Consider the following 26,001-nt stretch of genomic DNA (forward strand, 5'->3'; position numbering starts at 1 on the left):
AAGGCTTAGAACGAGCCATGGGCCAGTTGCTTCTCGATTATCTTCCACTCGTCATCTTCATCGCGATCGCGTTTGTCATCTGCACTGTGCTGCTGGTGATTCCGAACGTCATAGCGGTTCGCAATCCCGACCCCGAGAAGAACTCGGCTTACGAGTGCGGTTTCGACGCCTTCGACGATTCGCGCATGAAGTTCGACGTGCGCTTCTATCTCGTGTCGCTGCTCTTCATCATCTTCGATCTCGAAGTGGCCTTCCTGTTCCCGTGGGCCGTCGCCTTCGACGGACTCCCGGCCTTGGGCTTCTGGGCCATGATCGTCTTCCTCGGCGTGCTCACCGTCGGGTTTGTCTATGAGTGGCGGAAAGGCGCGCTCGAATGGAATTGATGCCGAAAGTCACGTTCGAAACCGAAGGGAAGGGCGGCGGCCTCATCACCGCCGGCGCGACGTCGTTCGGCACCTTCTCCGACGAACTCGCCGACAAGGGCTTTCTTCTCACGACCGCAGACGATCTCATCAACTGGTCCCGCACCGGTTCGCTGATGTGGATGACCTTCGGGCTCGCCTGCTGCGCGGTCGAAATGATGCAGGCCTCCATGCCGCGGTACGACCTCGAGCGCTTCGGCTTCGCCCCGCGCGGCAGCCCGCGTCAGTCCGACGTCATGATCGTCGCCGGCACGCTCTGCAACAAGATGGCGCCCGCTCTACGCAAGGTCTACGACCAGATGCCCGAGCCCCGCTACGTCATCTCCATGGGCTCCTGCGCCAATGGCGGGGGCTACTACCATTATTCCTATTCCGTTGTCCGCGGCTGCGATCGCATCGTGCCCGTGGACATCTACGTTCCCGGTTGCCCGCCGACGGCCGAAGCCTTGGTCTACGGCGTGCTCCTCCTTCAAAAGAAAATACGGCGGACAGGGACGATCACCCGCTAAACCGCCCAGGTCCTCGGGGGCTTGATGGACGACGAACTGAACAAACTGGGCAGCGACCTCTCGGGGAAGCTAGGGCCGATGCTTGTCGGGTTCACCGTGGCCCACGGCGAGTTGACGCTGGAAGTGGCGCGCGACTGCGTTCGCGATGTCATGACGCTGCTACGCGATGACCAGGCCTACCGTTTCGGCTCTCTGATCGACGTTTGCGGGGTCGACTATCCCGAGCGCGACGAGCGTTTCGACATCGTCTACCACCTCCTCAGCCCCTGGCAGAATTTGCGCATCCGCGTGAAGGTCAGGACCGATGCGGAGACGCCGGTCCCGAGCATCGTAGGTATCTTTCCGGCAGCCAACTGGTTCGAGCGCGAGGCGTTCGATCTTTACGGAGTCGTCTTTGAAGGGCACCCGGACCTGCGCCGCATTCTCACGGACTACGGCTTCGAGGGTCACCCGCTGCGGAAAGACTTTCCGCTCACCGGGTTCGTGGAGCTGCGCTACGACGACGAGAAGAAGCGCGTCGTGTACGAACCCGTGCAGCTCATGCAGGACTATCGCGACTTCGACTATCTCAGCCCCTGGGAGGCCATGGAGACGGCGATCCCCGGCGACGAAAAAGCCAGCGTCGTCGAGGAAGGGGAGGACAAGTCGTGAAAGACACGCTGACCCCCGGCCTGAAGCACAGATTCTCCTACACAGTGCCCGCGACGAAGACGGTCCCGCATCTCTACGAGGAATCGCCGGAGCTCCAGGCCATGCCTGAAGTCTTCGCGACGGCCTTCATGGTCGGCCTGATGGAATGGACCTGCGTACAGCTTCTCGCGCCGCACATGGACGAAGGCGAGGGCAGCGTCGGTGTCCATGTTGATGTGTCTCATGTATCCGCGACGCCACCGGGACTAACCGTGACCGTCGAGGCCGAATGCATTGAAGTCAAAGGTCCGCGCGCAAAGTTCCGCGTGGCCGCACATGACGGGGTCGACGAGATCGGCGCAGGCATTCACGACCGCTTCATCGTGGCCTGGAACCGCTTCGAACGGGGGCTCGCACCGAAGCGTGCCATGGTCGCCGACCAGCCACTTGAGGAGACGCCCGCGTAATGGCCGAAAGCGACGCCGATACCCACACGGAAATCGTCCCCGATTTCGATCACAAGCCCGTCGGCGGCAATCCGGACGCCGGCATCCCGCAGGACGGCGACCGGACCTTCACGATCAATTTCGGCCCGCAGCATCCGGCGGCCCATGGCGTACTGCGCCTTGTTCTCGAACTGGACGGCGAGGTGGTGGAGCGCGTGGATCCGCATATCGGCCTGCTCCATCGCGGTACCGAGAAGCTGATCGAACACAAGACCTACCTGCAGGCGCTGCCGTATTTCGACCGGCTCGACTACGTCGCCCCGATGAATCAGGAGCATGCCTTTTCGCTCGCCGTCGAGAAGCTGCTCGGCCTGACCGTACCCAAGCGGGGTCAACTTATCCGCGTGCTCTATTCAGAGATCGGCAGGCTCTTGTCGCATCTGCTCAACATCACCACGCAAGCGCTTGACGTGGGCGCGCTCACTCCGCCGCTTTGGGGCTTCGAGGAGCGCGAAAAGCTGATGGTGTTTTATGAGCGCGCCAGCGGCAGCCGCATGCATGCGGCCTATGTGCGTCCCGGCGGTGTGCACCAAGACCTGCCGCCGGAACTCGTAGATGACATCTACGCGTTCTGCGATCCGTTCCTCAAAGTCTGCGACGACATCGAGGGGCTGCTGACGGACAACCGTATCTTCAAGCAGCGCAACGTCGACATCGGCGCCATCAGCCAGGAGGACGCCTGGGCTTGGGGCATGAGCGGCGTGATGATCCGCAGCACCGGCGCGGCCTGGGACCTGCGCAAGAGCCAGCCCTACGAGTGCTACGACGAGCTGGAGTTCGACATTCCCATCGGAAAGAACGGCGACTGCTACGACCGCTATCTCATCCGCATGGAGGAAATGCGCCAAGCCACCCACCTGATGAAGCAGTGCTGCGAGCTTCTGACGGAAACGCCGGGCCCGGTGACGGTGGACAATCACAAGATGGTCCCGCCCACACGCGCGCAGATGAAGGGGTCGATGGAGGCCCTGATCCATCACTTCAAGCTCTACACCGAGGGCTATCACGTGCCGCCCGGCGAGGCCTATGCCGCCGTTGAGGCGCCGAAAGGCGAATTCGGAGTCTATCTCGTCTCCGACGGCACCAACAAACCGTATCGCTGCAAGATCAGAGCGCCCAGTTTCGTGCATTTGTCGGCGCTCGAGTTCCTGACGCGGGGACATATGCTGGCCGATGTCTCGGCCGTTCTGGGGTCGATCGATGTTGTCTTTGGAGAGTGCGACCGATGACACATTGTGCAGTTGCGAAATGCGCCTAGATCGGCAAGACTCTGGGGGCTGGGGGAAGTCAACTCGAGGCGGAGTCTGCTGGTTCGGCAAGGCACCGCATCCAACCAAGTAAGCTGAGATGAGCGTCCGACGCCTTGCTGTGGAACAGCCCGAAGGCTTTGTCTTCACGCCCGAAAATCTCGAATGGGCACAGGCTGTTATCAAAAAATATCCGGAGGGGCGTCAGGCTTCAGCGGTGATTTCGCTTCTCTGGCGCGCCCAGGAGCAGAATGGCGGCTGGGTGTCGGAGCCGGCCCTGCGCTACATCGCCGAGATGCTGGATATGGCCTATATCCGCGTCTACGAAGTCGTCACCTTCTACACGATGTTCAATCTGCAGCCCGTGGGCCGCTACTACCTGCAGGTCTGCGGCACGACCCCATGCATGCTGAGTGGTGCGCAGGACCTCACGGAGGCCTGCCGCAAGCATATCGGCCCCAAGGACACGGTCAGCGATGACGGCATGTTCTCCTGGACCGAGGTGGAGTGCCTCGGCGCCTGCGTGAACGCGCCGATGGTGCAGATCAACAAGTACTACTACGAGGACCTGACGCCGGAATCGCTCGGCGACATCATCGAGCGGCTCCGCAAGGGCGAGGACGTCCCGCCCGGGCCTCAGGACGGCCGCCAAGGCTGCGCACCCAAGAGCGGTCCCAATACGCTCATCGACGCCGCGATCTATGGCTCCGACGACTCCGGTCCGGAGCCGGGCTATGCGGGCACGTCCGATCCCAAGTCGAAGATGCCGGGGCCGTACTAATGCTTCAGGACAAGGACCGCATCTTCAAGAACCTCTACGGGCTGCATAGCTGGCAGCTGCCGGCGGCCCGTGCGCGCGGCGCCTGGGACGGCACCAAGGACATGATCGCCCGTGGCCATGACGCAGTGATCGAAGAGGTCAAGGCGTCGGGCCTGCGCGGACGCGGCGGGGCGGGTTTCCCTACGGGCCTCAAATGGTCCTTCATGCCGAAGGACGATCCGCGCCCGAGCTATCTCGCCGTCAACGCCGACGAGTCCGAGCCCGGCACCTGCAAGGACCGTGAGATCATGCGGCACGATCCGCATCTTCTCATCGAAGGGGCCATGATCGCGTCGTTCGCCATGCGTGCGCACGTTGCCTATATCTACATTCGCGGAGAGTTCATCGCCGAGCGTGAGATTCTCGAAGCCGCCATTGCCGAAGCCTACGAGGCCAAGCTCGTCGGGAAGAACAACGTCAACGGCTGGGATTTCGACATCTATGTCCATCACGGGGCAGGGGCCTATATCTGCGGCGAGGAAACAGCGCTGCTGGAGAGCCTCGAAGGCAAGAAGGGCCAGCCGCGCCTCAAGCCGCCGTTCCCGGCTAATTGCGGCCTCTACGGCGCACCCACAACCGTCAACAATGTCGAGACCATCGCCTCGGTGCCGGACATCATGCGGCGCGGCGCGACCTGGTTCGCCGCACTCGGCAAGCCCAACAACACCGGCACGAAGCTGTACTGCATCTCCGGTCACGTCAACGAACCCTGCACCGTCGAAGAAGAGATGGGCATTTCGTTGCGTGAGCTCATCGAGAAATATGCAGGCGGCGTGCGCGGCGGCTGGGACAACCTTCTTGCCATCATCCCGGGTGGCTCCTCCGTACCCTGCCTAACGGCGGAGGAGTCCAGCGACGTCACCATGGACTTCGATGCCCTGAAGGCACTTGGCTCGGGCCTCGGCACCGCTGGCATCATCGTCATGGACAAGTCCACGGACATCATCCGCGCGATCGCCCGGCTGTCGTATTTCTACAAGCACGAATCCTGCGGGCAGTGCACGCCCTGCCGCGAAGGCACGGGCTGGATGTGGCGCGTGCTGGAGCGCATGGCCGAGGGCAATGCGCAGAAGCGCGAGATCGACATGCTGTTCGAAGTCACGAAGCAGGTCGAGGGCCACACGATCTGCGCGCTCGGCGATGCCGCAGCATGGCCGATCCAGGGTCTCATCAAGAATTTCCGCCACGTTATCGAAGAACGCATCGATGCACGGGCGACCGAGCCGTTGTCACCGTCCGTACCGGAAGCGGCGGAGTAGGAACGTCATGCCGAAACTCATCATCGACGGTATCGAGCACGACGTCCCGGACGGCATCACGCTGATCCAGGCCTGCGGTCTCGTCGGCGTCGAGATTCCGCGCTTCTGTTTCCACGAGCGCCTGTCGATCGCCGGCAATTGCCGCATGTGTCTCGTTGAGGTCGTGGGCATGCCGAAGCCCGTGGCCTCCTGCGCCATGTCGGTCAACGATCTGCGCCCCGGCCGCGACGGCACGCCGCCGACGATCAACACGAAGTCGGAAGTCACGCGCCGTGCTCAGGAAGGCACGATGGAGTTTCTGCTGGTCAACCATCCGCTGGACTGCCCGATCTGCGATCAGGGCGGGGAGTGCGATCTGCAGGATCAGGCCATGGCGTATGGCTTCGACGAAGGCCGCTTCAAGGACAACAAGCGCGCCGTCGACGACAAATATCTCGGCCCGCTCATCAAGACCTCGATGACCCGCTGCATCCACTGCACGCGCTGCGTCCGTTTCATGACGGAAGTTGCCGGCGTTCCGGAGCTCGGGCTGATCGGCCGTGGCGAAGACGCGGAGATTACGACCTATCTCGAGCACGGCCTGCACTCGAACCTGTCTGCGAATGTCGTGGATCTGTGCCCGGTCGGCGCATTGACCTCGAAGCCCTATGCGTTTCAGGCGCGGCCCTGGGAACTCACCAAGACGCCCTCCATCGACGTGATGGACGCGGTGGGGTCCTCGATCCGCGTCGACTCGCGCGGCAAGGAGGTCCTGCGTATCCTGCCGCGGATCAACGATGCGGTGAACGAGGAGTGGATCTCCGACAAGGCGCGACATGTTTGGGATGGGCTGCGCACGCAGAGACTGGATCGGCCTTACCTGCGCAAAGACGGCAAGCTCGCACCGTGCACCTGGGACGAGGCGTTCGCCGCGATCGCCGACCGCATCAAGTCCTCCAGCGGCGCAAGGTTCGGCGCGGTAGCGGGCAACCTAGCCGCGGCGGAAGAGATGTTCGCCCTCAAGACATTGGCCGACCAGATCGGCTCGCCCAATATCGACTGCCGCCAGGCCGGCGCGAAATTTAATCCCGCGCTCGGACGCGCGACCTACCTGTTCAATACCACCATCGAAGGCATCGAGGACGCGGACGCTATCCTACTTGTCGGCTGCGATCCGCGCGTGGAAGCGCCAGTACTCAACGCGCGCATCCGCAAGCGCTGGAAGCAGCTGGAAGGCAAGCTGCCCGTCGGCCTCATCGGCACGGATGTCGACCTGACCTATCCGTATCAGCGCCTCGGCGCCGGTCCCGATACGCTGATGGATATCGCGGACGGCAAGCACGAGTTCGCGCAAGTCCTCAAGGACGCCGAAAAGCCCATGGTGATCTTGGGAGAGGCGGCCTTCGCACGGCCCGATGGCTACGAGATTCTCGCAATGGGCGCGAAGATCGTGACCGAGTCGGGCGCCATCGCCGAGGGTTGGAACGGCTTCAACGTCCTGCACACGGCAGCAGCCCGGGTTGCGGGGCTCGATCTCGGCTTCGTGCCCGGGGACAAGGGGCTCGGCACCGCCGGTATTATCGCGGCCGCCGGCAAGGGGGACCTGGACGTTCTCTACTTGCTGGGCGCCGACGAAATCGACATGTCGGCTCTCGGCAACACCTTCGTGATCTATCAGGGCAGCCACGGCGACAAGGGCGCCCACCGCGCCGACGTGATTCTGCCGGGCGCCGCCTATACGGAGAAAGAGGGCACCTACGCCAACACGGAAGGGCGCGTGCAGATGACGGCCCGCGCGATCTTCCCGCCAGGCGATGCGCGCGAGGACTGGACAATTCTCAAGGCCTTGTCCACCGCACTCGGCAAGCCGCTTCCGTTCGAAACGCTGCAGGAGCTCCGCAGCAAGATGTACGCGGCCGCGCCCCAGCTGGCGCAGCTGGACGTGCTCGAAAAGGCCGACTCCGGTCCCATCGTCAAATTTGCCAGCCATTCGGCCAAGCCAAACAGCGAGCCGTTCGGTCTCTCGATGGAGGACTACTACCTGTCCAATCCAATTGCCCGGGCCTCCGCCATCATGGCGAGCCTCAGCGCGATGCGTGCGGACGCCGAGAAAGCGACGGGCACCGATGGCTGAGCTCTGGACCAGCTACGGGTGGCCCACCACCCTGATCGTCCTGCACAGCGTCGCCATGATGGTCGTGCTGCTGGTGTTCATCGCCTTCGTGCTGTTGGCCGACCGGAAGATCTGGGCCGCGGTGCAGATGCGGCGCGGGCCCAATGTCGTGGGTCCGTTCGGCCTGTGGCAATCCTTTGCCGACCTCCTGAAGTTCTGTTTCAAGGAGTTCATCGTCCCTGCAGGCTCGAACAAGGGACTGTTTATCGTCGCGCCCATCATCACGGCGGGGCTGGCGATTTCCGCCTGGGCCGTGATCCCGGTGGCCGAGGGCTGGGCCGTGGCCGACATCAATGTCGGCATCCTCTACGTCTTCGCGATTTCGAGCCTGGAAGTGTACGGCGTCATCATCGCCGGCTGGGCCTCCAACTCGAAATACGCGTTTCTGTCGGCGCTCCGCTCCGCCGCGCAGATGGTCTCCTACGAGGTCTCCATCGGCTTCGTGATCATCACCGTGCTTCTGTGCGCGGGCTCGCTGAACCTGACCGACATCGTTCTCGCGCAGGATCGCGGCCTTGGCCTGTTCGGCTGGTACTGGCTGCCGCTGTTCCCGATGTTCGTGATCTTCTTCATCTCGCTGTTGGCCGAGACGAACCGCCCGCCCTTCGACCTGCTCGAGGCGGAATCCGAACTCGTGGCGGGCTACATGGTCGAGTACGGATCGACCCCGTATATGCTGTTCATGCTCGGCGAGTACGTCGCCATCATTCTGCTGTGCAGCCTCGGCACCGTCCTCTTTCTCGGCGGATGGCTGCCGCCGGTCGCCATTCCGCCGTTCACCTGGATCCCGGGCGTCATCTGGTTTGTCCTGAAAGTCTGCGCCCTGTTCTTCCTGGTCTCCATGGTGAAGGCCTTCGTACCGCGCTACCGCTACGATCAGCTGATGCGGCTGGGCTGGAAGGTCTTCCTTCCGATCTCGCTCGCCGCCGTCGTTATCGTTGCGGTGGTCTTGCGGGTCTGGCAGCACGGTATCTAAGGGAGAAGACGCGTGACACGGTTCGCTCAAGCTGCCAAATCGCTCCTGCTCCTGGAGTTCGTTTCGGCCTTTTGGCTCGCGATGAAGTACTTCGTCGCGCCGAAGGCGACGCTGAACTACCCCTACGAGAAGGGCCCGCTGAGCCCGCGTTTCCGCGGCCAGCACGCCTTGCGCCGCTATCCCAACGGGGAAGAGCGCTGCATCGCCTGCAAACTCTGCGAGGCGATTTGCCCGGCACAGGCCATCACGATTGAAGCCGGGCCACGCCGCAACGACGGCACGCGACGCACCACGCGCTACGACATCGACATGGTGAAATGCATCTATTGCGGCTTCTGCCAAGAAGCCTGCCCGGTGGAGGCCATCGTCGAAGGTCCGAATTTCGAATTCGCGACGGAAACGCGCGAAGAATTGTACTACGACAAGGCGCGCCTGCTCTCCAACGGCGACCGTTGGGAGCGCGAGATCGCCAAGAACATCGAACTCGACTCGGCCTATCGCTAGGCGAGTCGCAGGAACAGGCTGGCCGCAAGGCCAGACATTGGGGTTACGTTTTGGGGGCTGAGTTTTTGAATAGGAACGTCGAACGCGCGGGATCGCTTTCGGACAGTTTCTCCATCATGGGAGAGACCGTACGATGCTAAGCGCGCTGTTCTTCTATCTTTTCGCATTCGTTCTCATCGCCTCGGCCCTCATGGTCGTGTCGACGAAGAATCCCGTGCACGCCGTGCTGTTCCTAATCCTCGCCTTCTTCAACGCGGCCGGGCTGTTCATCCTGCTCGGGGCCGAGTTCCTCGCGATGATCCTCGTGGTCGTCTACGTCGGCGCAGTCATGGTGCTGTTCCTGTTCGTGGTGATGATGCTCGACGTCAGCTTCGCCGAGCTGCGGTCGGGCTTCCTGAAGGTTATGCCCATCGGCCTGCTCGTCGGTTTCATCTTCCTGTTCGAGCTGATCTTCGTCGTTGGTGCTTGGGTCACGGCGCCGGCGCTCGTGAGCGAAGCCCCCATGCCGCCGCCGTCCGAAGTGACCAACACGCGGGCGCTGGGCGAGTTGCTCTACACCGACTACGTCTACCTGTTCCAAGCTGCCGGTCTCATCCTGCTCGTCGCCATGATCGGCGCGATCGCCCTGACGCTGCACCACCGGCGCGACGTCAAGCGTCAGAATGTTGCCGACCAGGTCGCGCGCAACCCGAAGACGGCGATTGAAGTCGTCAAAGTAGAATCGGGGAGGGGCCTGCAATGACCGTCGGTCTGTCGCACTATCTCACCCTGGCCGCCGTGCTCTTCACCATCGGCGTGTTCGGCATCTTTTTGAACCGCAAGAACGTCATCGTCATTCTGATGTCGATCGAACTCATTCTGCTTTCGGTGAACGTCAATCTCGTCTCGTTTTCCTCGTTCCACGGCGATCTCGTCGGCCAGGTCTTCGCCCTGATCGTCTTGACCGTCGCGGCTGCGGAAGCGGCCATCGGGCTCGCCATCGTCGTCGTGTATTTCCGTAATCGCGGCACGATCGACGTGGCCGACATCGATAACCTGAAAGGCTGAGGGCGGCAGGCATGTATCACGCAATCCTCTTCCTTCCCCTGATCGGCGCGCTGTTTGCCGGGCTGTTCGGCCGCCTTGTCGGGTACCGAGCCTGCGAGATCGTCACGATCTCGCTGATGTTTGTGGCGGCGTTCCTGTCTTGGATCGCTTTCTACCAGGTCGCCATCCAGGGCGAAGACGTGCGCATCGCGCTGATCGGGTTCATGCACTCCGGCGCCTTCGAGACCTATTGGTCGATCCGGGTCGACACGCTCACGGCCGTGATGCTGGTCGTGGTCAACACCGTGTCATCGGTCGTGCACCTCTATTCCGTTGGCTACATGGACGAGGACCCGCACAAGGAGCGCTTCTTCGCCTACCTGTCCTTGTTCACCTTTGCCATGCTGGCGCTCGTGACTTCGGACGATCTCGTTCAGCTCTTCTTTGGCTGGGAAGGCGTCGGCCTCGCGTCCTACCTCCTGATCGGCTTCTGGTACAAGAAGCCCTCCGCTAATGCCGCCGCCATCAAGGCCTTCGTCGTCAACCGCGTCGGCGATTTCGGCTTCCTGCTCGGCATCTTCGCGATCTTCTATGTGTTCGGCGCCGTCCAATACGACACGATCTTCGCGGCGGCGCCCGACCAGGTCGGCAAGACCATCACCTTCCTGTCGTGGGAGGTCCCGGCACTCGAGTTGATGTGCTTCCTGCTCTTCATGGGCGCCATGGGCAAGTCGGCCCAGTTCCTGCTCCACACCTGGTTGCCGGACGCCATGGAGGGCCCGACACCGGTCTCTGCGCTGATTCATGCCGCGACGATGGTGACGGCGGGCGTGTTCATGGTGGCGCGCATGTCGCCGCTGTTCGATCTCGCCCCGTACGCGCTCGCCTTCGTGGCGTTCATCGGCGCGACGAGCGCCTTCTTCGCCGCGACCGCCGCCGTGGTGCAGACCGACATCAAGCGCGTGATCGCCTACTCCACCTGTTCGCAGCTCGGTTACATGTTCGCCGCCGAAGGGGTCGGGGCGTATGGCGCGGGCATCTTCCACCTCTTCACCCACGCCTGCTTCAAGGCGCTGCTATTCCTGTGCGCCGGCGCCGTCATCCATACTCTGGCCGACAATCAAGACATGCGCCGCATGGGCGGCTTGCGGAAGATCATCCCCTTCACCTGGGCGATGATGCTGATCGGATCGCTGGCGCTGACTGCGTTCCCGCTGACGTCCGGCTTCGTCTCGAAGGACTTCATCATCGAGACGACCTGGTTCGATCATACGGCCGTCGGCCAATACACCTATTGGATGGTGCTGATCGCCGCCTTCCTGACCTCGCTCTACACCTGGCGGCTGATGTTCATGACCTTCGAGGGCAATTTCCGCGGTCCGAAGGACGTCAAGGCACACGCACACGAACCGCCCTGGACCATGGGCGTACCGCTGATGGTGCTGGCGGCCGGCGCGCTATTCGCCGGGCTCGGCTTCCGCCACCTCTTCATCGGCGCAGACCAGGCGAGCTTCTGGCGCGACAGCATCGTGCTGCCTCATGGCGGTCATCACGACGTGCCGTTCTGGCTGGTTCTGTCGCCGACGATCGCCATGACGCTCGGCTTCCTAATCGCTTGGTACTGCTACATGTGGCGGCCGCTGGTCCCCTTCGGCCTGCTCAAGCGCTTCCCGGCAACGAACCAGTTCTTCTTCCATGCCTGGTACTTCGACGCGCTCTATGACCGCATCTTCGTCCGCCCGGCCAAATGGCTCGGCAATTTCCTTTGGAAGGTGGGCGACGGCAAGATCATCGACGGGATCGGGCCGAACGGCGTTGCCGCTCGCGTGCTGGACATCACGAGAGGCGTCGTGAAGCTCCAGACCGGATACATCTACCACTACGCGTTCATTATGCTGATCGGCGTCGCGCTTCTGATCACCTATTTCATCGTGATGGGAGGCGCGCTGAAGCCATGAGCTATGGATGGCCCATTCTCTCAACGGTGACGTTCCTGCCGCTGGTCGGTGCGCTGCTGATTTTCGCGCTGCGCGGCAATGACGACAGCACCGCCCGCAACGCGCGCTACATCGCGTTGTGGACGACGCTGATCACCTTCGCCATCTCGCTGCTGCTGTGGGTCGACTTCGATCCGACCACGGCCAAGTTCCAATTTGTCGAGGAACGCGCCTGGCTCGGACCGATCCGGTTCCACATGGGTATCGACGGCATTTCGATGCTGTTCGTGATCCTCACGACGTTCCTGATGCCGCTCACGGTCCTGTCGACCTACGGCGCCATCAAGACGCGGGTGCGCGAATTCATGATCGCGTTCCTGATCCTCGAGACGCTGATGCTCGGCGTCTTCTGCTCCCTCGATCTGGTGATGTTCTACCTGTTCTTCGAGGGCGGGCTCATTCCGATGTTCCTCATCATCGGCATCTGGGGCGGATCGAACCGCGTCTATGCGAGCTTCAAGTTCTTCCTCTACACCCTGGCGGGCTCGCTGCTGATGCTGATCGCGATCCTCGCCATGTATTGGCAGGCGGGGACCACGAATATCCCGGAGCTCCTCCAGCACGATTTCCCGCCGCAGATGCAGACTTGGTTGTGGCTCGCGTTCTTCGCATCGTTCGCGGTAAAGCTGCCCATGTGGCCGGTGCATACCTGGCTGCCGGACGCGCACGTGCAGGCGCCGACCGCGGGCTCCGTCGTGCTGGCGGGCATCCTCTTGAAGCTCGGCGGATACGGGTTCCTGCGCTTCTCCATTCCGATGTTCCCGCTCGCATCGGCCGACTTCGCGCCGCTCATCTATGCGCTGTCGGTGATCGCGGTGATTTACACCTCGCTCGTCGCGCTGGCGCAGGAGGACATGAAGAAGCTCATCGCCTATTCGTCCATCGCCCATATGGCCTTCGTGACGATCGGCATTTTCACGCTCACCATGCAGGGCCTGCAGGGCGGCATCTTTCTCATGCTGTCCCACGGGCTAGTCTCGGCCGGCCTATTCCTCTGCGTCGGCGTCGTCTACGACCGCATGCACACCCATGAGATTTCCGTGTTCGGCGGCCTCGTGAACCGCATGCCGCTCTATGCTGTGGTGTTCATGATCTTCACCATGGCCAATGTGGGGCTCCCGGGCACGTCCGGCTTTGTGGGCGAATTCCTGACTCTTCTGGGCGCCTTCCAGGTCAACACCTGGGTTACGGCGCTCGCGGCAACGGGTGTCATCCTGTCTGCCTGTTATGCGCTTTGGCTCTATCGACGGGTTATCTTCGGCGAGATCACCAATCCGGCATTGAAGCTGATCCAGGATCTGTCCTGGCGCGAAGTCGCCGTCATGGCGCCGCTGATTCTTCTCACCATCTATTTCGGGTTTCATCCCAATCCCGTTCTCGACGTTACGGCGACGTCCGTCGAGGCCCTGATGGCCGACTTCAAAGCGAACCTGGCCGCCGCCGAGCAGGCGCGGCTGGCGCTGGTGCCGTGAGGGAGGGTGCCATGACCGAACAGATCAATCTTCTCCCGCTCCTTCCCGAACTCACCCTCGCGATCGGCGCCATGGCGCTGCTCATGGTCGGCGTCGGTGGCCGCGACCACGAACGCGGCGAACTTGTTCTGTGGCTCTCGGTGGCGGTGCTGTTCCTCGCCGGCATCTTCGTCGCCATGGGCGAAGGCACAGTCACCGTTTTCGGAAACAGCTTCATCGTCGATCCGTTCGCGCGCATGCTCAAGCTGCTCGCCCTGATTGGCGCGGGCGTCGCGCTGATCATGTCGCGGGATTTCTGGCGAGACGAAGGTGGCCTGAAGTTCGAGTACCCGGTCCTGTTGCTGCTCGCGACGACCGGCATGCTGATGATGATCTCCGCGAACGATCTCATCGCGCTCTATGTGGGTCTCGAATTGCAGAGCCTCGCGCTCTACGTGGTCGCCGCCTTCAAGCGGGATTCGACCCGCTCGTCCGAAGCCGGCATGAAGTACTTCGTCCTCGGGGCGTTGTCCTCGGGCATGCTGCTCTACGGCGCCTCGCTGATCTACGGCTTTACCGGCTCCACGGTCTTTTCCGACATCGCGAGCGCGGCCCAACCCTCCGGCGCCAATCTCGGCCTTATCTTCGGCCTGGTGTTTCTGCTGACCGGCTTCGCCTTCAAGATCTCTGCGGTGCCATTCCACATGTGGACGCCCGACGTTTACGAAGGCGCACCGACACCCGTTACGGCCTTCTTCGCCGCCGCCCCGAAGATCGCCGCCATGGCCTTGTTCATTCGGGTTGTGGTTTCGGCTTTCCCGGCCATTACCGATCAATGGCAGCAGATCGTGATTTTCCTGTCGCTCGCCTCGATGGGGCTCGGCGCGTTCGCCGCGATCGGCCAGCACAACATCAAGCGCCTGATGGCCTACAGCTCCATCGGACATATGGGCTTCGCGCTCGTCGGACTTGCGGCCGGCACGGAGCAGGGCGTCCAGGGCGTGATCATCTATATGGCGATCTATCTCGTCATGACGCTCGGCACCTTCGCCGTCATCCTGTCGCTGCGCCGCGACGGCGAGATGGTCGAGGAGATCGATCAGCTCGCAGGTCTCTCCCGTACAAGCCCGCTCATGGCGCTTGCGCTCGCGGTCCTGTTGTTCTCACTGGCCGGCATTCCGCCGCTCGCCGGCTTCTTCGCCAAGTTCTACGTGTTCCTCGCGGCCGTCGAGGCGGGCCTCTACGCCCTTGCCATCATCGGCGTCCTGCTCAGTGTCGTGGGCGCTTTCTATTACTTGCGCATCGTGAAGCTCATGTATTTCGACGAGCCCGTGAAGGGTTTCGAGCCAATGCCGCGTCCCTTGGCTATCGTGCTGGGCGTCGCGGGTGTTTTGATCATGCTCTTCTTCGCTTTTCCGTCGCCGCTTGTCGCGGCGGCCGGAACTGCTGCAAAATCTCTTTTTTGAATTCAGCAGTGCTCTGACGAAACGGGGCGCGCTCGTCCCGCCACTATTTGTTGAACCCCTAGCCGCATTACCGAATGAACCAATTCGCGCGCACAACACCCAAGCTTCCCGCAGGCTACCGCCTGGTCCAGCTCGACACGGTCGATTCGACCAACGACGAAGCCAAGCGCCGCGCGGACATGGGGGAGCCGGGGCCCTTGTGGATCTGGTCGGCGCGCCAATCCATGGGGCGAGGACGGGCAGGGCGGCAATGGACCTCGCAAGTCGGCAACCTCTTCGCCAGCCTGCTGGTGCGCCTCAACTGTCCGCTCCAGACCGCAAGCCAGCTTGCCCTCGTGGCCGGTATCATCACTTACGAGACAATCTCGAAACTGATCGCCTATGAAGGCCGCTCCAAGCTGCTCATCAAATGGCCCAACGACGTGCTGCTGGACGAAGAAAAGATCGCCGGCATGCTGCTCGAGAATCTGGGCACGCCGGGCGACCGGCGCTCGGCGGTCGTGATCGGCACCGGCATCAATCTGGCGAGCCATCCCGAGGGACTGCCGCAGCCCGCCGTGAGCCTCGATGCCTACGGTATGAGCGTCGCACCGGCCAAGGCGCTGGAGGTGCTCGCGGCGACGACCCACGAATGGCTGCAACGGTGGGATGAGGGGGCTACCTTCCCGTCGATTCGCCGCGCCTGGCTGGACCGCGCGGGTCCCACGGGACGAAAGCTCGTCGTGCAGATCGGCAGTGAGCGGATCGAAGGCACTTATGACGGCCTCGATTTGGAAGGCGCCCTCAAGCTCAAGACCGAAGGCGGCAAGCGCACCATCGCGGCCGGCGACGTCTTCTTCACGTCCTGACGCCATGGCTGCAAAGGACTCAAGAAACAAGAACCGCCTCGTCTTCGTCCCGCTCGGCGGCGTGGGCGAGATCGGCATGAACCTGTACCTTTACGGGTACGGTCAGAAAAACGCCTATACCTGGCTCATCGTCGACATGGGCGTGACATTCGGCGGCGAATACGAGCCGGGCATCGACGTCATCCTGCCGGACATTCGCTTCCTTGAAGAGGAACGGCACAATATCGCAGGGCTGGTGCTGACCCATGCCCACGAGGACCATTACGGCGCCATCCCCGATCTTTGGCCCTTGATCGGGCGGGTTCCGATCTATGCCACGCCCTTCACGGCCGCAATGCTGCGCGGAAAGCTCGGCGAGGCGCGTATGGACGACGACGACCTGCCGCTCGAGATTGTGCCCTTGGGCGCACGGCGCCAGATCGGTCCGTTCGATGTCGAACTCATCTCGATGTCCCATTCGATTCCGGAACCCACGGCGCTGGCGATCCGCACGCCGCTCGGAACGGCGCTCCACACGGGTGACTGGAAGCTCGACGAGACGCCGCTGACCAGTGCGCCGACGGACGAAAACCGTCTGCGCGAGATCGGCCGCGACGGAGTCGATGCGCTGATCTGCGATTCCACCAACGCCATACGTGAAGGCATCTCGCCTTCGGAGGCGGAGGTCGCCGAAAACCTGATCACGCTGATCAAGAAGGCGCCGGCTTGCGTCGCCGTCACGACCTTCGCCTCCAATGTCGCCCGGCTCGGCTCGGTGGCGAAGGCCGCTCAGGCCGCGGGCCGCGAACTCGTCGTCGTGGGCCGCGCCATGTACCGGGTGATCGAAGCGGCCCAAGCGACCGGCTATCTCGACCCGGAATTGCGCTTTCATCAAGAAACTGCCTTCCGACAATTCCCGGCCGACAAGGTCGTGGCCCTATGCACGGGAAGCCAAGGCGAGCCGCGCGCGGCGCTGGCGCGCATCGCGGCAGGCGAACACCCGCATGTCTCGCTCAAGAAGGGCGACTGGGTGATCTTCTCCTCGCGGACAATTCCCGGAAACGAGAAATCCGTCGGACGCATCCAGAATGCTCTGTCCGACAACGCCATCGAGATTCTCACCGACCAGGATGCGCTGGTGCACGTGTCCGGCCATCCGCGCCGCGGGGAATTGGAGCAGCTGTATTCTTGGCTGAAGCCGCACATCGCCGTGCCGATGCACGGTGAGGGACGGCATCTGGAAGCGCACGCAGAACTGGCAGAGGACCTCGGTGTCCCGGAGGTCGTCCGGGCCCGCAATGGCACGTTGGTACAGCTTCTGCCGAAGCCTGCTGGGATCGTCGACGACGTGCCCGTGGGGCGGCTCTATCGCGACGGCGCTATCTTGACGTCGTCCGATGAGGGCCAGGTCCGGGACCGCCGCAAGCTCAGCTATGCCGGTATCGCCGCCGTATCCCTTGTCTTGACCACGAAAGGCGGACTGGTCGCCGACCCCGAGGTGACGCTGACGGGGCTGCCCGAGGAGGACAATTACGGCGTTCCGCTCGAGGAAATCGCGCGCGACGCCGCAATCGGAACGGTCGAGAGCATTCCGCGCCCGCGCCGCAAAGACCCGCAACTTGTCTCCGAAGCGGTGCGCCGCGCCGTGCGGGCGGCCCTGGGGCAAGCCTGGGGCAAGAAGCCTATCTGTACCGTGTTGACGACCGTGCTCTAACCGCCGCAAAAAGAGGCCTTGAGCGCCTCAATAGCCGTTTAGACTGAGGTCGAGATCCCTTTTCGAAGCTGGAGCAGAGATACATGATTGGCCGTTTGAACCATGTCGCCATTGTCGTTCCGGACCTGACAGCCGCGACCGCCGTCTATCGCGACACGCTCGGTGCGACGGTCTCTCCGGAGGAAGATCAGCCGGAGCATGGTGTGCGAACGGTTTTCATCGAGTTGCCGAACACCAAGGTCGAGCTCCTGGGCGTCCTTGGCGACAACTCGCCGATCGCGGCCTTTCTGGAGCGCAACCCGAGCGGCGGCATCCATCACATCTGCTACGAGGTGCCGGATATCATGGAAGCGCGCGACCAGCTCACCAAGGAGGGCGCACGCGTCCTGGGCGACGGCGAACCGAAGATCGGCGCTCACGGCAAGCCCGTTCTGTTCCTGCATCCCAAGGATTTCTGCGGGACCTTGGTCGAACTCGAAGAGGCCTAGGCCATGAGTCTCGCCTTCGGCGTCGCCATCTACTTCGTGATCTGGTGGGTTCTGCTCTTCGCTGTTCTGCCTTGGGGCGTGCGCACGTCGGAAGAAGCGGGCGAAGCAAGCAATCCGGGTTTCGCCGACAGCGCACCGCACAGGCCGAGGCTGCTGCTGAAAATCGTCGCGACGACGATCGTTTCCGGCATCGTCTTCGCGTTCATCTACGCGATCATGGTGCATCACATCATCAGGCTCGACGACATCCCGTTCTTCCCCCGCTACGAGCGGGTTCAGGAAGCGCCTCACGCCAATTGAGCTGTGAATGAAAGTCCGGCACGCGGATCGCGCATAAAAAAAAGCAAGGCCCCTAAGGACCTTGCTCTTTTAGTGTTTACTCCTTTTCTCCACCGCCGGGACAGCTCTCGAAGAGCGGGGCGGCGAAGCGGCTGCGCTTGTCCATCGGGTAGACGCGCGCCAGGAGTCTTTCCTCCCAAGACTTGGACCCTGATAGTCTTCGACACTAAGTGGTCTTTGACACTGTCCAATCTCTAAACGCTTCACGTCACAACCTACGGGGGCCGAGCGCTCTTGCGTTGTGGGCGGACCCTAGCTTGGCCGCGCCAAATTGTCACCATCATTGTGACTGGTCGCCGCAGATTTAGCCAAAAAAGTCGATCACCCTATTTGCTAACCTGAATGAATTCGACTTTGTGACTGCTCAAATCGGAAAAACTGCCTGATTGAGTGGCAGACGCCGACACTGACTAAAATCAGGGCGCGCTTTCCGCGTCGTTTCGACGATCTTCGCCGAGTTCAACCCCCGGCCACCGCGGGTTGAAAAGTCATTCGAAGAATCGCCGGGGCAATCCGATAAACGTTGCGCGGCTCGATTGCCTCCTCGATTGCCTCTTTGGGCGAACTTGGCTATTAGCCGCATCCAGGGTGCGTCATGGTGCCATCGCCGCCGCTTGCAGCCCCGAGATCATACGCGGCCGGCCATCCATGGGCTCGGCCACACCAACGCCTTCAGAGCTTCACGATGCGCCTCAGCCGTTTCTTTCTGCCCATCCTACGTGACGACCCCAAAGAGGCGGAGATCGTCTCGCATCGGCTCATGCTCCGTGCGGGCATGATCCGCCAGTCGAGCGCCGGCATCTATACCTGGCTGCCTCTGGGATACCGGGTGCTGAGCAAGATCGAGCAGATCGTGCGCGAGGAGCAGGACCGGGCAGGGGCGCTCGAACTCCTGATGCCGACGATCCAATCCGCCGATCTGTGGCGCGAGAGCGGACGCTACGACGACTACGGCAAGGAGATGCTGCGCATCCAGGACCGGCACGAGCGCGACATGCTCTACGGTCCCACCAACGAGGAGCTGATCACGGCGATCTTCCGCGACGGCGTGAAGTCCTACAAGGACCTGCCGCGCATCCTCTATCACATCCAATGGAAGTTCCGGGATGAGATCAGACCGCGGTTCGGCGTTATGCGCGGTCGCGAATTCCTGATGAAGGATTCCTACTCCTTCGATCTCACCCAGGACGACGCCCGCAAATCCTATAACAGGATGTTCGTCTCGTACCTGCGGACCTTCGCCCGCATGGGATTGAAGTCTATCCCCATGGCTGCGGAGACGGGCCCGATCGGCGGCGATCTCTCGCACGAATTCATCATTCTCGCCGAGACCGGCGAAAGCGAAGTCTATTGCCACAAGGACTATCTCGCGATGGAGCCGCCTGGCGACGACCTCGACTACGAAGGTGACCTCGCGCCGCTCGTACGTGATTGGACGGGCCGATACGCGGCCACGTCGGAGATGCATGACGCCGCACGCTTCGAGGCTGACGTCGCCGAAGCCGATCGCGTCACCGCACGCGGCATCGAAGTCGGCCACATCTTCTTTTTCGGGACGAAATACTCCGAAGCGATGGGTGCGAAGGTGCAGGGCCCCGAAGGAGACCTCATCACCGTCGAAATGGGCTCTTACGGCATCGGCGTGTCGCGCCTCGTCGGCGCGATCATCGAAGCTTCCCATGACGAGGCCGGAATCATCTGGCCGCAATCCGTGGCGCCATTCGACATCGGGCTGATCAATCTGAAGGCCGGTGATGCAGACACGGATTTAGCCTGCGAAGACTTCTACACACGGCTGCAAAATGCCGGCTTCGACGTGCTATACGACGACCGCGATGACCGCGCCGGCGCGAAATTCGCCGCCATGGACCTGATCGGTCTGCCCTGGCAGTTGATCGTCGGGCCAAAGAGCCTGAAGGCCGGCGAAGTCGAGTTGAAGGAACGCGCGACCGGCACCCGCCATAGTCTCACCTTCGACTCGGCGTTGACTATGCTGAGCGACGCAATAGCAGGCCGCACCAAGGAAGGCGCATGAGCGCGAGCGAAACCGTAGCCGGACACGTCGAAAGCCCCGCGGCACCGACCACGCGCCCCTTCGCCCCGTTCGAATGGCTGGTGGCGCTGCGCTACCTCCGGGCGCGCCGCAAGGAAGGCTTCATCTCCGTCATCGCCGGCTTCTCCTTCATAGGCATCATGCTCGGCGTGGCGACGCTGATTATCGTCATGGCGGTCATGAACGGCTTCCGGCAGGAGTTGTTCGACAAGATGCTTGGGCTGAACGGCCATGTGGTCGTGCACAGCGTCGGGCAGTTCAAGGACTATGACGCGGTCTCGGAGCGCATTGCGAACGTGCCCGACGTGAAGCACGCGCTTCCGCTCGTCGAAGGTCAAGTGCTCGCCTCGACGCCGCTCGGCTCCACAGGCGCGCTGGTGCGGGGCTTGCGCGAGAAAGATCTCAAGAGCCTCAAGGCGATTTCTAAAAACGTTCATTTCGGCACGCTCGACGGCTTCGACAAGAATCCAGGCATCGCTATCGGCAGCCGCATGGCGAACACGCTCAACGTAAAGGTCGGGGACAGCGTCTCGATACTGACACCGCGCGGCGCCTCCACGCCGCTCGGCACGGCGCCACGCATCAAACGCTATCCCGTCGTGGCGATCTTCGAGATCGGCATGTCCGAATACGATGCGAGCATCATGTTCATGCCGCTGAACGAGGCGCAGATCTATTTCAATCAGCCTGACTCTGTGACGGTTCTCGAAGTGGTGCTGAAGTCCCCGGACGAAGTGGCTGAACTCGCGCCGAAGATCCTCGAGGCCGGCGGACCGTCGATCTATGTCACCGACTGGCGCCAGCGCAACGCGACGTTCTTTTCCGCGCTGCAGGTCGAACGCAATGTGATGTTCTTGATCCTGACACTGATCGTTCTGGTGGCGGCGCTGAACATCATTTCGGGCCTGAAGATGCTCGTGAAGGACAAGGCGCGCGACATCGCGATCCTTCGGACCATGGGCGCCACGCGAGGCTCCGTGATGCGCATCTTTCTGATTGCCGGCGCCACGATCGGCGTCACCGGGACGCTGGCCGGACTTGCTCTCGGCGTGCTCGTGTGCGTGAACATCGACCACATCCGCTGGTTCGTTTCCTGGCTCACGGACACCGAACTGTTCCCCGCCGAACTCTATTACCTGTCGGAACTGCCGGCGGAGATGGATTCGGGAGAAACGGCTTCCGTCGTGATCATGGCGCTGACACTGTCCGTTCTGGCTTCCGTCTATCCGGCTTGGCGCGCCTCCCGGCTCGATCCGGTCGAAGCGCTGCGCTACGAGTAGGGGGCCCCGTGGACGCAATCGAAAGAACACCCGCGCTACAGCTCGTCGATCTAGAGCGGGGCTTCACGCAAGGCGACCGCCGCATCGATGTCCTGAAGCTGGCGAACGCGAGCTTCTATCCGGGTGAGACTGTGGCGCTGCTCGGCCCCTCGGGCGCCGGCAAATCGACCCTGCTGCATATCGCGGGCCTGCTCGAAAAGCCGGACGCAGGCAGCGTGATCATCAACGGCCGCGACTGCGTCACGTTGGGAGACAACGAGCGCACGCGTATCCGGCGGATGGAGGTGGGCTTCATCTACCAGTTCCATCATCTGTTGCCCGAGTTCTCGGCGCTGGAGAATGTGATGCTGCCGCAGCTCGTCCTCGGCCGCTCCAAGCACGACGCCGAGGCCCGGGCCAAGGCGCTTTTGGACCCGCTCGGCCTCAAGGACCGATGGACCCACAGGCCGGCAGAGCTCTCCGGCGGAGAGCAGCAGCGCGTCGCCATCGCGCGCGCCGTGGCAAACCAGCCCAAGGTCCTTCTGGCCGACGAGCCGACAGGCAATCTCGATCCGCACACCGCCGACAGGGTCTTCGACCAGATGATGCACCTGGTTCGGGACGAGGGTGTCGCGGCCGTAATCGCCACCCACAATCTCGAGCTGGCGGCCCGCATGGATCGGGTCCTGCGCCTGACCGACGGATTGCTTGTGGAGGAAGAGGTCGCCGTCGTGGAAGCGGTCGGGTAGGCGCCTTGCCATCCGGGCCCAAGGGTCCACAATTCCGTCTGGAAGCCGTTGAGTCTCTGACCACCCCAAAGACGGAACATCATGAGCGACCAGCAACCCTTCGTGCACCTGCACGTGCATTCCGCCTATTCCTTGCTGGAAGGCGCGCTCAAGATTCCGAAGCTCGTCGAACTGGCCAAGGCCGACGCGGCGCCGGCCCTGGCGCTCACCGATTCCAACAATTTGTTCGGCGCACTCGAATTCTCCGAAGCGGTCTCGGGCGCCGGCATTCAGCCCATTATCGGCTGCACGCTGAACCTCACCTTCGAGAAGCCCGGCAAGAAGGGAGGGGCCCCGGAGCTGGTCAACCAGACCCCCGACGGCCGCATCGCGCTCCTGGCCAAGGACGAGACCGGCTACGCCAACCTGATGGAGCTGACGAGCCGCGCCTACTTCACGGCAGCCGAGACAGGGGACGCCTTCGTCACCATCGATGAACTGGCGGGGCATTCACGCGGTTTGATCGCGCTCAGCGGCGGCCCGGAGGGCCTCATCGACACGGCCTTCGCGGATGGGAACGCGGAGCTTGCCCGTGCCCGCGTCGAGGCGCTCCATTCGATCTTTGGAGACTGCTTCTACATCGAGCTCCAACGCCATGGTCTGGCTCAGGAAAGGGCCGTCGAGCCCCACCTGGTGCAACTGGCCTATGAACGCTCGATCCCGCTTGTGGCGACCAATGAGCCGTTCTTTGCCACCTCGGACGATTTCGAGGCCCATGACGCGCTGATCTGTATAGCGCAAGGAAGCTACGTGGCCGTGGACGACCGCCGCCGCCTCAGCCCCGAACACTACTTCAAGTCCGCGGACGAAATGCGGGCCCTGTTCGCGGACCTGCCCGAGGCCATTGAAAACACGGTCGAGATCGCCCGGCGTTGCGCCTATCGCCCGCAGAAACGCAGCCCGATCCTGCCGGCGTTTCTTTCCGGCGGCGAGGCAAGCGCGGCCCTTGCGGAGACCGAAGCCGAGGAGCTGAAAAGGCAGGCGGAAGACGGCCTTGCCGCGCGCATCGCACAGCACGGAACAGCCCCGGGCGCGGACGAAGCGGCCTATCGCGAGCGGCTCGCCTTCGAACTCGAGATCATCACCCGCATGAACTATCAGGGCTACTTCCTGATCGTTTCGGACTTCATCAAATGGACCAAGGGGCAGGGCATCCCGGTAGGCCCGGGGCGCGGGTCCGGCGCGGGTTCGCTCGTCGCATATGCGCTGACAATCACCGATCTCGACCCCATCCGCTTCGGGCTCCTGTTCGAGCGCTTCCTGAACCCGGAACGCGTGTCCATGCCCGACTTCGATATCGACTTCTGCCAGGACCGCCGCGACGAGGTCATCGCCTATGTGCGCGACCGCTACGGGGCCGACCGGGTCGCGCAGATCATCACCTTCGGTAAGCTCCAGGCCCGCGCCGTGCTGCGCGATGTGGGCCGCGTGCTGCAGATGCCGTACGGGCAGGTCGACCGGCTCTGCAAGCTCGTCCCTATGAACCCGGCGAACCCGGTCACGTTGCCTCAAGCCATCGCCGGCGAACCGCGCTTGCAGGAGGAGCGCGACAAGGAGCCGATCGTCGCCAAACTGCTCGACATCGGCCAGCGGCTCGAGGGCCTCTACCGGCACGCTTCGACCCACGCGGCGGGCGTCGTGATCGCGGATCGGAACCTGACCGAACTCGTGCCGCTCTATCGTGACGCGCGCGCCCAACTCCCGGCCACCCAGTTCAACATGAAATGGGCCGAAGCAGCCGGGCTGGTGAAGTTCGACTTCCTCGGGCTCAAGACGCTGACCGTCATCGACATGACGCGGCGGCTGATTGGCCGCGACGGGCCCGATATCGATCCGGCGGAGATCCCACTCGACGACACCAGGACCTACGAGTTGATCCAGCGGGCGGAGACGGTGGGCGTGTTCCAGCTGGAAAGCCAGGGCATGCGCGACGCCTTGCGCAAGCTGAAGCCCGACCGGTTCGAAGACATCATCGCCATGGTCGCGCTCTACCGGCCAGGCCCGATGGACAATATCGAGACCTTCGTGAACCGGAAGCACGGCAAGGAGGAGATCGAGACACTCCATCCCATGATCGAGCCCATCCTGGCGGAGACCTACGGCGTCATCATCTACCAGGAGCAGGTGATGCAGATCGCACAGGTTCTGTCCGGCTACTCCCTCGGAGAGGCCGATCTGCTGCGCCGGGCCATGGGCAAGAAGATCAAGGCCGAGATGGACAAGCAGCGGAAGCGCTTTGTCGACGGCGCGGTCGCGAACGGCGTGGAGAAGGGCCGGGCGGAATACATATTTGAACTGGTGGCGAAGTTCGCCGGCTACGGCTTCAACAAGTCACACGCGGCGGCCTATGCGCTGATCGCCTACCAGACCGCCTATCTCAAGGCGAACTACCCGACCGAATTCGTTGCGGCATCCATGACGCTGGACATGGGCAACGCCGACAAGCTCAACAGCTTCGCGCAAGAGGCGCGGCGGCTCGGCATCAAGCTCGAGCAGCCGTCGGTGAACCACTCCGAAGTCGGCTTCATCCCCAATGGCAAGGCGATCCGCTACTCCCTTGCGGCGCTTAAGAATGTCGGCCAACCTGCTGTCGAGTCCATCGTGGCGGAGCGGAACGCCAACGGCCTGTTCGGCGACATCTCCGACTTCGCACGCCGCTTGAACCCGCGCCACGTAAACAAGCGCGCCTTGGAGACACTCGCGACTGCCGGCGCTTTCGACGAGCTCGGTATCGACCGGGCCACGGCGCTCGAGAACGTGGACCGGATGATCCTCGCCGGGAACAGCGCCCAGGAAGCTCGTACCGGCGGCCAGAACGATCTGTTCTTCTCCGGCGGCAATCAGACCCCGCCGCCGATCGAGCTGCGCAAGGCGGATCCCTGGCTCCCGACGGACCGGCTTGCCAAAGAGTTCGAGGCCGTGGGCTTCTTCCTGACCGGGCACCCGCTCGACGAATACAGCGAAGTTCTCAAGTCTCTTGGCGTGGAGACCTGGACCGAATTTGCGGCAAAGGCGCAGACGAAGCGGGTCGTGGGCAGGCTCGCCGGGACGGTTCTCTCCTCGCGCGAACGCAAAGGCAAGACCGGTAACCCCTATGCGTTCGTTGCTTTTTCCGACGCCACCGGGCAGTTCGAGGCCGTGATCTTCTCAGAAGCGTTGATTGCCGGCCGTCCGCTCCTCGAGGCAGGATCGGTGGTTCTCCTCGACGTGGAAGCCGAAGCGGACGGAGAAAACGTGCGCGTCCGGGTTCAGGGGCTGTCGTCCCTGGACAACACCGCCGAAGAGCGCTCCTCGGGCATGGAAGTCACTGTCGACGATCCCCGAGCCCTCTCGCTGCTTGCTGCGCAGATAGGCGCCGAGGGCGGGCAAGGGCGGCTTCGCCTCCGGCTCCTCATCGACGGCAAGGAGGTCGAGTTCGATCTGCCGCAAGGGATCGATTCCACCCCCCGCCAGCGCAGCGCGCTCAAGCTCTTGGAGGGGGTCCTGGACGTCAGCGCGATCTAGGGACGGCCGAAGCTCGACGAGCCCTTGATTTGGAGCCGTTTCCAGGCTTGCAAAGCATCGGCGT

General features: G+C 62.7%; 23 protein-coding genes. All 23 read left to right on the forward strand.

All coding sequences use genetic code 11. The features are described from left to right. Positions 1 to 17: 17 nt before the first annotated feature. On the forward strand, positions 18 to 383 hold the full coding sequence (locus GL4_RS10020; RefSeq protein ID WP_045367085.1) for an NADH-quinone oxidoreductase subunit A: 366 nt from the start codon (positions 18 to 20) through the stop codon (positions 381 to 383). Then, the gene (locus GL4_RS10025; protein WP_425283172.1) at positions 374 to 931 is read left to right on the forward strand and encodes a NuoB/complex I 20 kDa subunit family protein; all 558 of its coding nucleotides are present in this window, start codon (positions 374 to 376) and stop codon (positions 929 to 931) included. The genes GL4_RS10020 and GL4_RS10025 overlap by 10 nt, the downstream gene beginning before the upstream one ends. A gap of 24 nt (positions 932 to 955) precedes the next feature. Next, a complete protein-coding gene (locus tag GL4_RS10030; protein WP_045367088.1) occupies positions 956 to 1,582 on the forward strand; it encodes an NADH-quinone oxidoreductase subunit C in 627 nt (208 codons plus the stop codon). Next, positions 1,579 to 2,028 carry a thioesterase family protein gene (locus tag GL4_RS10035; RefSeq protein ID WP_045367091.1) on the forward strand — a complete coding sequence of 150 codons (450 nt, stop codon included), beginning with the start codon at positions 1,579 to 1,581 and terminating at the stop codon, positions 2,026 to 2,028. Before GL4_RS10030 ends, GL4_RS10035 begins: the two co-directional genes overlap by 4 nt. Beyond that, positions 2,028 to 3,296, forward strand: coding sequence for an NADH-quinone oxidoreductase subunit D (locus tag GL4_RS10040; protein ID WP_082025606.1), 1,269 nt, complete (start codon positions 2,028 to 2,030; stop codon positions 3,294 to 3,296). Before GL4_RS10035 ends, GL4_RS10040 begins: the two co-directional genes overlap by 1 nt. Before the next feature lie 118 nt (positions 3,297 to 3,414). Further along, positions 3,415 to 4,095 (forward strand): NADH-quinone oxidoreductase subunit NuoE, encoded by a 681-nt coding sequence (nuoE, locus tag GL4_RS10045; protein ID WP_045367096.1) that lies wholly within the window; start codon positions 3,415 to 3,417, stop codon positions 4,093 to 4,095. Beyond that, positions 4,095 to 5,393 (forward strand): NADH-quinone oxidoreductase subunit NuoF, encoded by a 1,299-nt coding sequence (gene nuoF / locus GL4_RS10050; RefSeq protein ID WP_045367098.1) that lies wholly within the window; start codon positions 4,095 to 4,097, stop codon positions 5,391 to 5,393. Before nuoE ends, nuoF begins: the two co-directional genes overlap by 1 nt. 7 nt (positions 5,394 to 5,400) lie before the next feature. Beyond that, a complete protein-coding gene (nuoG, locus tag GL4_RS10055; RefSeq protein ID WP_045367100.1) occupies positions 5,401 to 7,506 on the forward strand; it encodes an NADH-quinone oxidoreductase subunit NuoG in 2,106 nt (701 codons plus the stop codon). Then, positions 7,499 to 8,521: an NADH-quinone oxidoreductase subunit NuoH gene (nuoH, locus tag GL4_RS10060; RefSeq protein WP_045367103.1), complete on the forward strand. Its 1,023-nt coding sequence runs from the start codon at positions 7,499 to 7,501 to the stop codon at positions 8,519 to 8,521. The genes nuoG and nuoH overlap by 8 nt, the downstream gene beginning before the upstream one ends. Before the next feature lie 12 nt (positions 8,522 to 8,533). After that, a complete protein-coding gene (gene nuoI, locus GL4_RS10065; protein WP_045367106.1) occupies positions 8,534 to 9,025 on the forward strand; it encodes an NADH-quinone oxidoreductase subunit NuoI in 492 nt (163 codons plus the stop codon). A gap of 133 nt (positions 9,026 to 9,158) precedes the next feature. Further along, positions 9,159 to 9,767: an NADH-quinone oxidoreductase subunit J gene (locus GL4_RS10070; protein ID WP_045367109.1), complete on the forward strand. Its 609-nt coding sequence runs from the start codon at positions 9,159 to 9,161 to the stop codon at positions 9,765 to 9,767. After that, positions 9,764 to 10,072: an NADH-quinone oxidoreductase subunit NuoK gene (gene nuoK / locus GL4_RS10075; protein WP_045367113.1), complete on the forward strand. Its 309-nt coding sequence runs from the start codon at positions 9,764 to 9,766 to the stop codon at positions 10,070 to 10,072. Before GL4_RS10070 ends, nuoK begins: the two co-directional genes overlap by 4 nt. 11 nt (positions 10,073 to 10,083) lie before the next feature. Next, positions 10,084 to 12,009 (forward strand): NADH-quinone oxidoreductase subunit L, encoded by a 1,926-nt coding sequence (gene nuoL / locus GL4_RS10080; protein ID WP_045367115.1) that lies wholly within the window; start codon positions 10,084 to 10,086, stop codon positions 12,007 to 12,009. Continuing rightward, a complete protein-coding gene (locus tag GL4_RS10085) occupies positions 12,006 to 13,520 on the forward strand; it encodes an NADH-quinone oxidoreductase subunit M (protein WP_045367118.1) in 1,515 nt (504 codons plus the stop codon). Before nuoL ends, GL4_RS10085 begins: the two co-directional genes overlap by 4 nt. Positions 13,521 to 13,531: 11 nt before the next feature. After that, on the forward strand, positions 13,532 to 14,965 hold the full coding sequence (gene nuoN, locus GL4_RS10090) for an NADH-quinone oxidoreductase subunit NuoN (protein ID WP_045367121.1): 1,434 nt from the start codon (positions 13,532 to 13,534) through the stop codon (positions 14,963 to 14,965). 74 nt (positions 14,966 to 15,039) lie between these two features. Beyond that, the gene (locus GL4_RS10095) at positions 15,040 to 15,813 is read left to right on the forward strand and encodes a biotin--[acetyl-CoA-carboxylase] ligase (RefSeq protein WP_045367124.1); all 774 of its coding nucleotides are present in this window, start codon (positions 15,040 to 15,042) and stop codon (positions 15,811 to 15,813) included. Positions 15,814 to 15,817: 4 nt separating this feature from the next. Continuing rightward, positions 15,818 to 17,506, forward strand: a complete 1,689-nt coding sequence (locus tag GL4_RS10100; protein ID WP_045367127.1) for a ribonuclease J — start codon at positions 15,818 to 15,820, stop codon at positions 17,504 to 17,506. Positions 17,507 to 17,589: 83 nt separating this feature from the next. Next, on the forward strand, positions 17,590 to 17,994 hold the full coding sequence (gene mce / locus GL4_RS10105; protein WP_045367130.1) for a methylmalonyl-CoA epimerase: 405 nt from the start codon (positions 17,590 to 17,592) through the stop codon (positions 17,992 to 17,994). A 3-nt stretch (positions 17,995 to 17,997) separates the two neighbouring features. Continuing rightward, on the forward strand, positions 17,998 to 18,294 hold the full coding sequence (locus GL4_RS10110; protein ID WP_045367133.1) for a DUF1467 family protein: 297 nt from the start codon (positions 17,998 to 18,000) through the stop codon (positions 18,292 to 18,294). A gap of 724 nt (positions 18,295 to 19,018) precedes the next feature. Next, on the forward strand, positions 19,019 to 20,368 hold the full coding sequence (proS, locus tag GL4_RS10115; protein WP_045367136.1) for a proline--tRNA ligase: 1,350 nt from the start codon (positions 19,019 to 19,021) through the stop codon (positions 20,366 to 20,368). Then, entirely contained in the window at positions 20,365 to 21,666 is a 1,302-nt protein-coding gene (locus GL4_RS10120) for a lipoprotein-releasing ABC transporter permease subunit (RefSeq protein ID WP_045367139.1), read from the forward strand. Before proS ends, GL4_RS10120 begins: the two co-directional genes overlap by 4 nt. A 17-nt stretch (positions 21,667 to 21,683) precedes the next feature. After that, positions 21,684 to 22,394 (forward strand): ABC transporter ATP-binding protein, encoded by a 711-nt coding sequence (locus tag GL4_RS10125; RefSeq protein WP_045369922.1) that lies wholly within the window; start codon positions 21,684 to 21,686, stop codon positions 22,392 to 22,394. Positions 22,395 to 22,475: 81 nt separating this feature from the next. Further along, positions 22,476 to 25,937 (forward strand): DNA polymerase III subunit alpha, encoded by a 3,462-nt coding sequence (gene dnaE / locus GL4_RS10130; protein ID WP_045367142.1) that lies wholly within the window; start codon positions 22,476 to 22,478, stop codon positions 25,935 to 25,937. The last annotated feature ends 64 nt before the right edge of the window (positions 25,938 to 26,001 follow it).

Source organism: Methyloceanibacter caenitepidi, from assembly GCF_000828475.1.
GTDB lineage: Bacteria > Pseudomonadota > Alphaproteobacteria > Rhizobiales > Methyloligellaceae > Methyloceanibacter > Methyloceanibacter caenitepidi.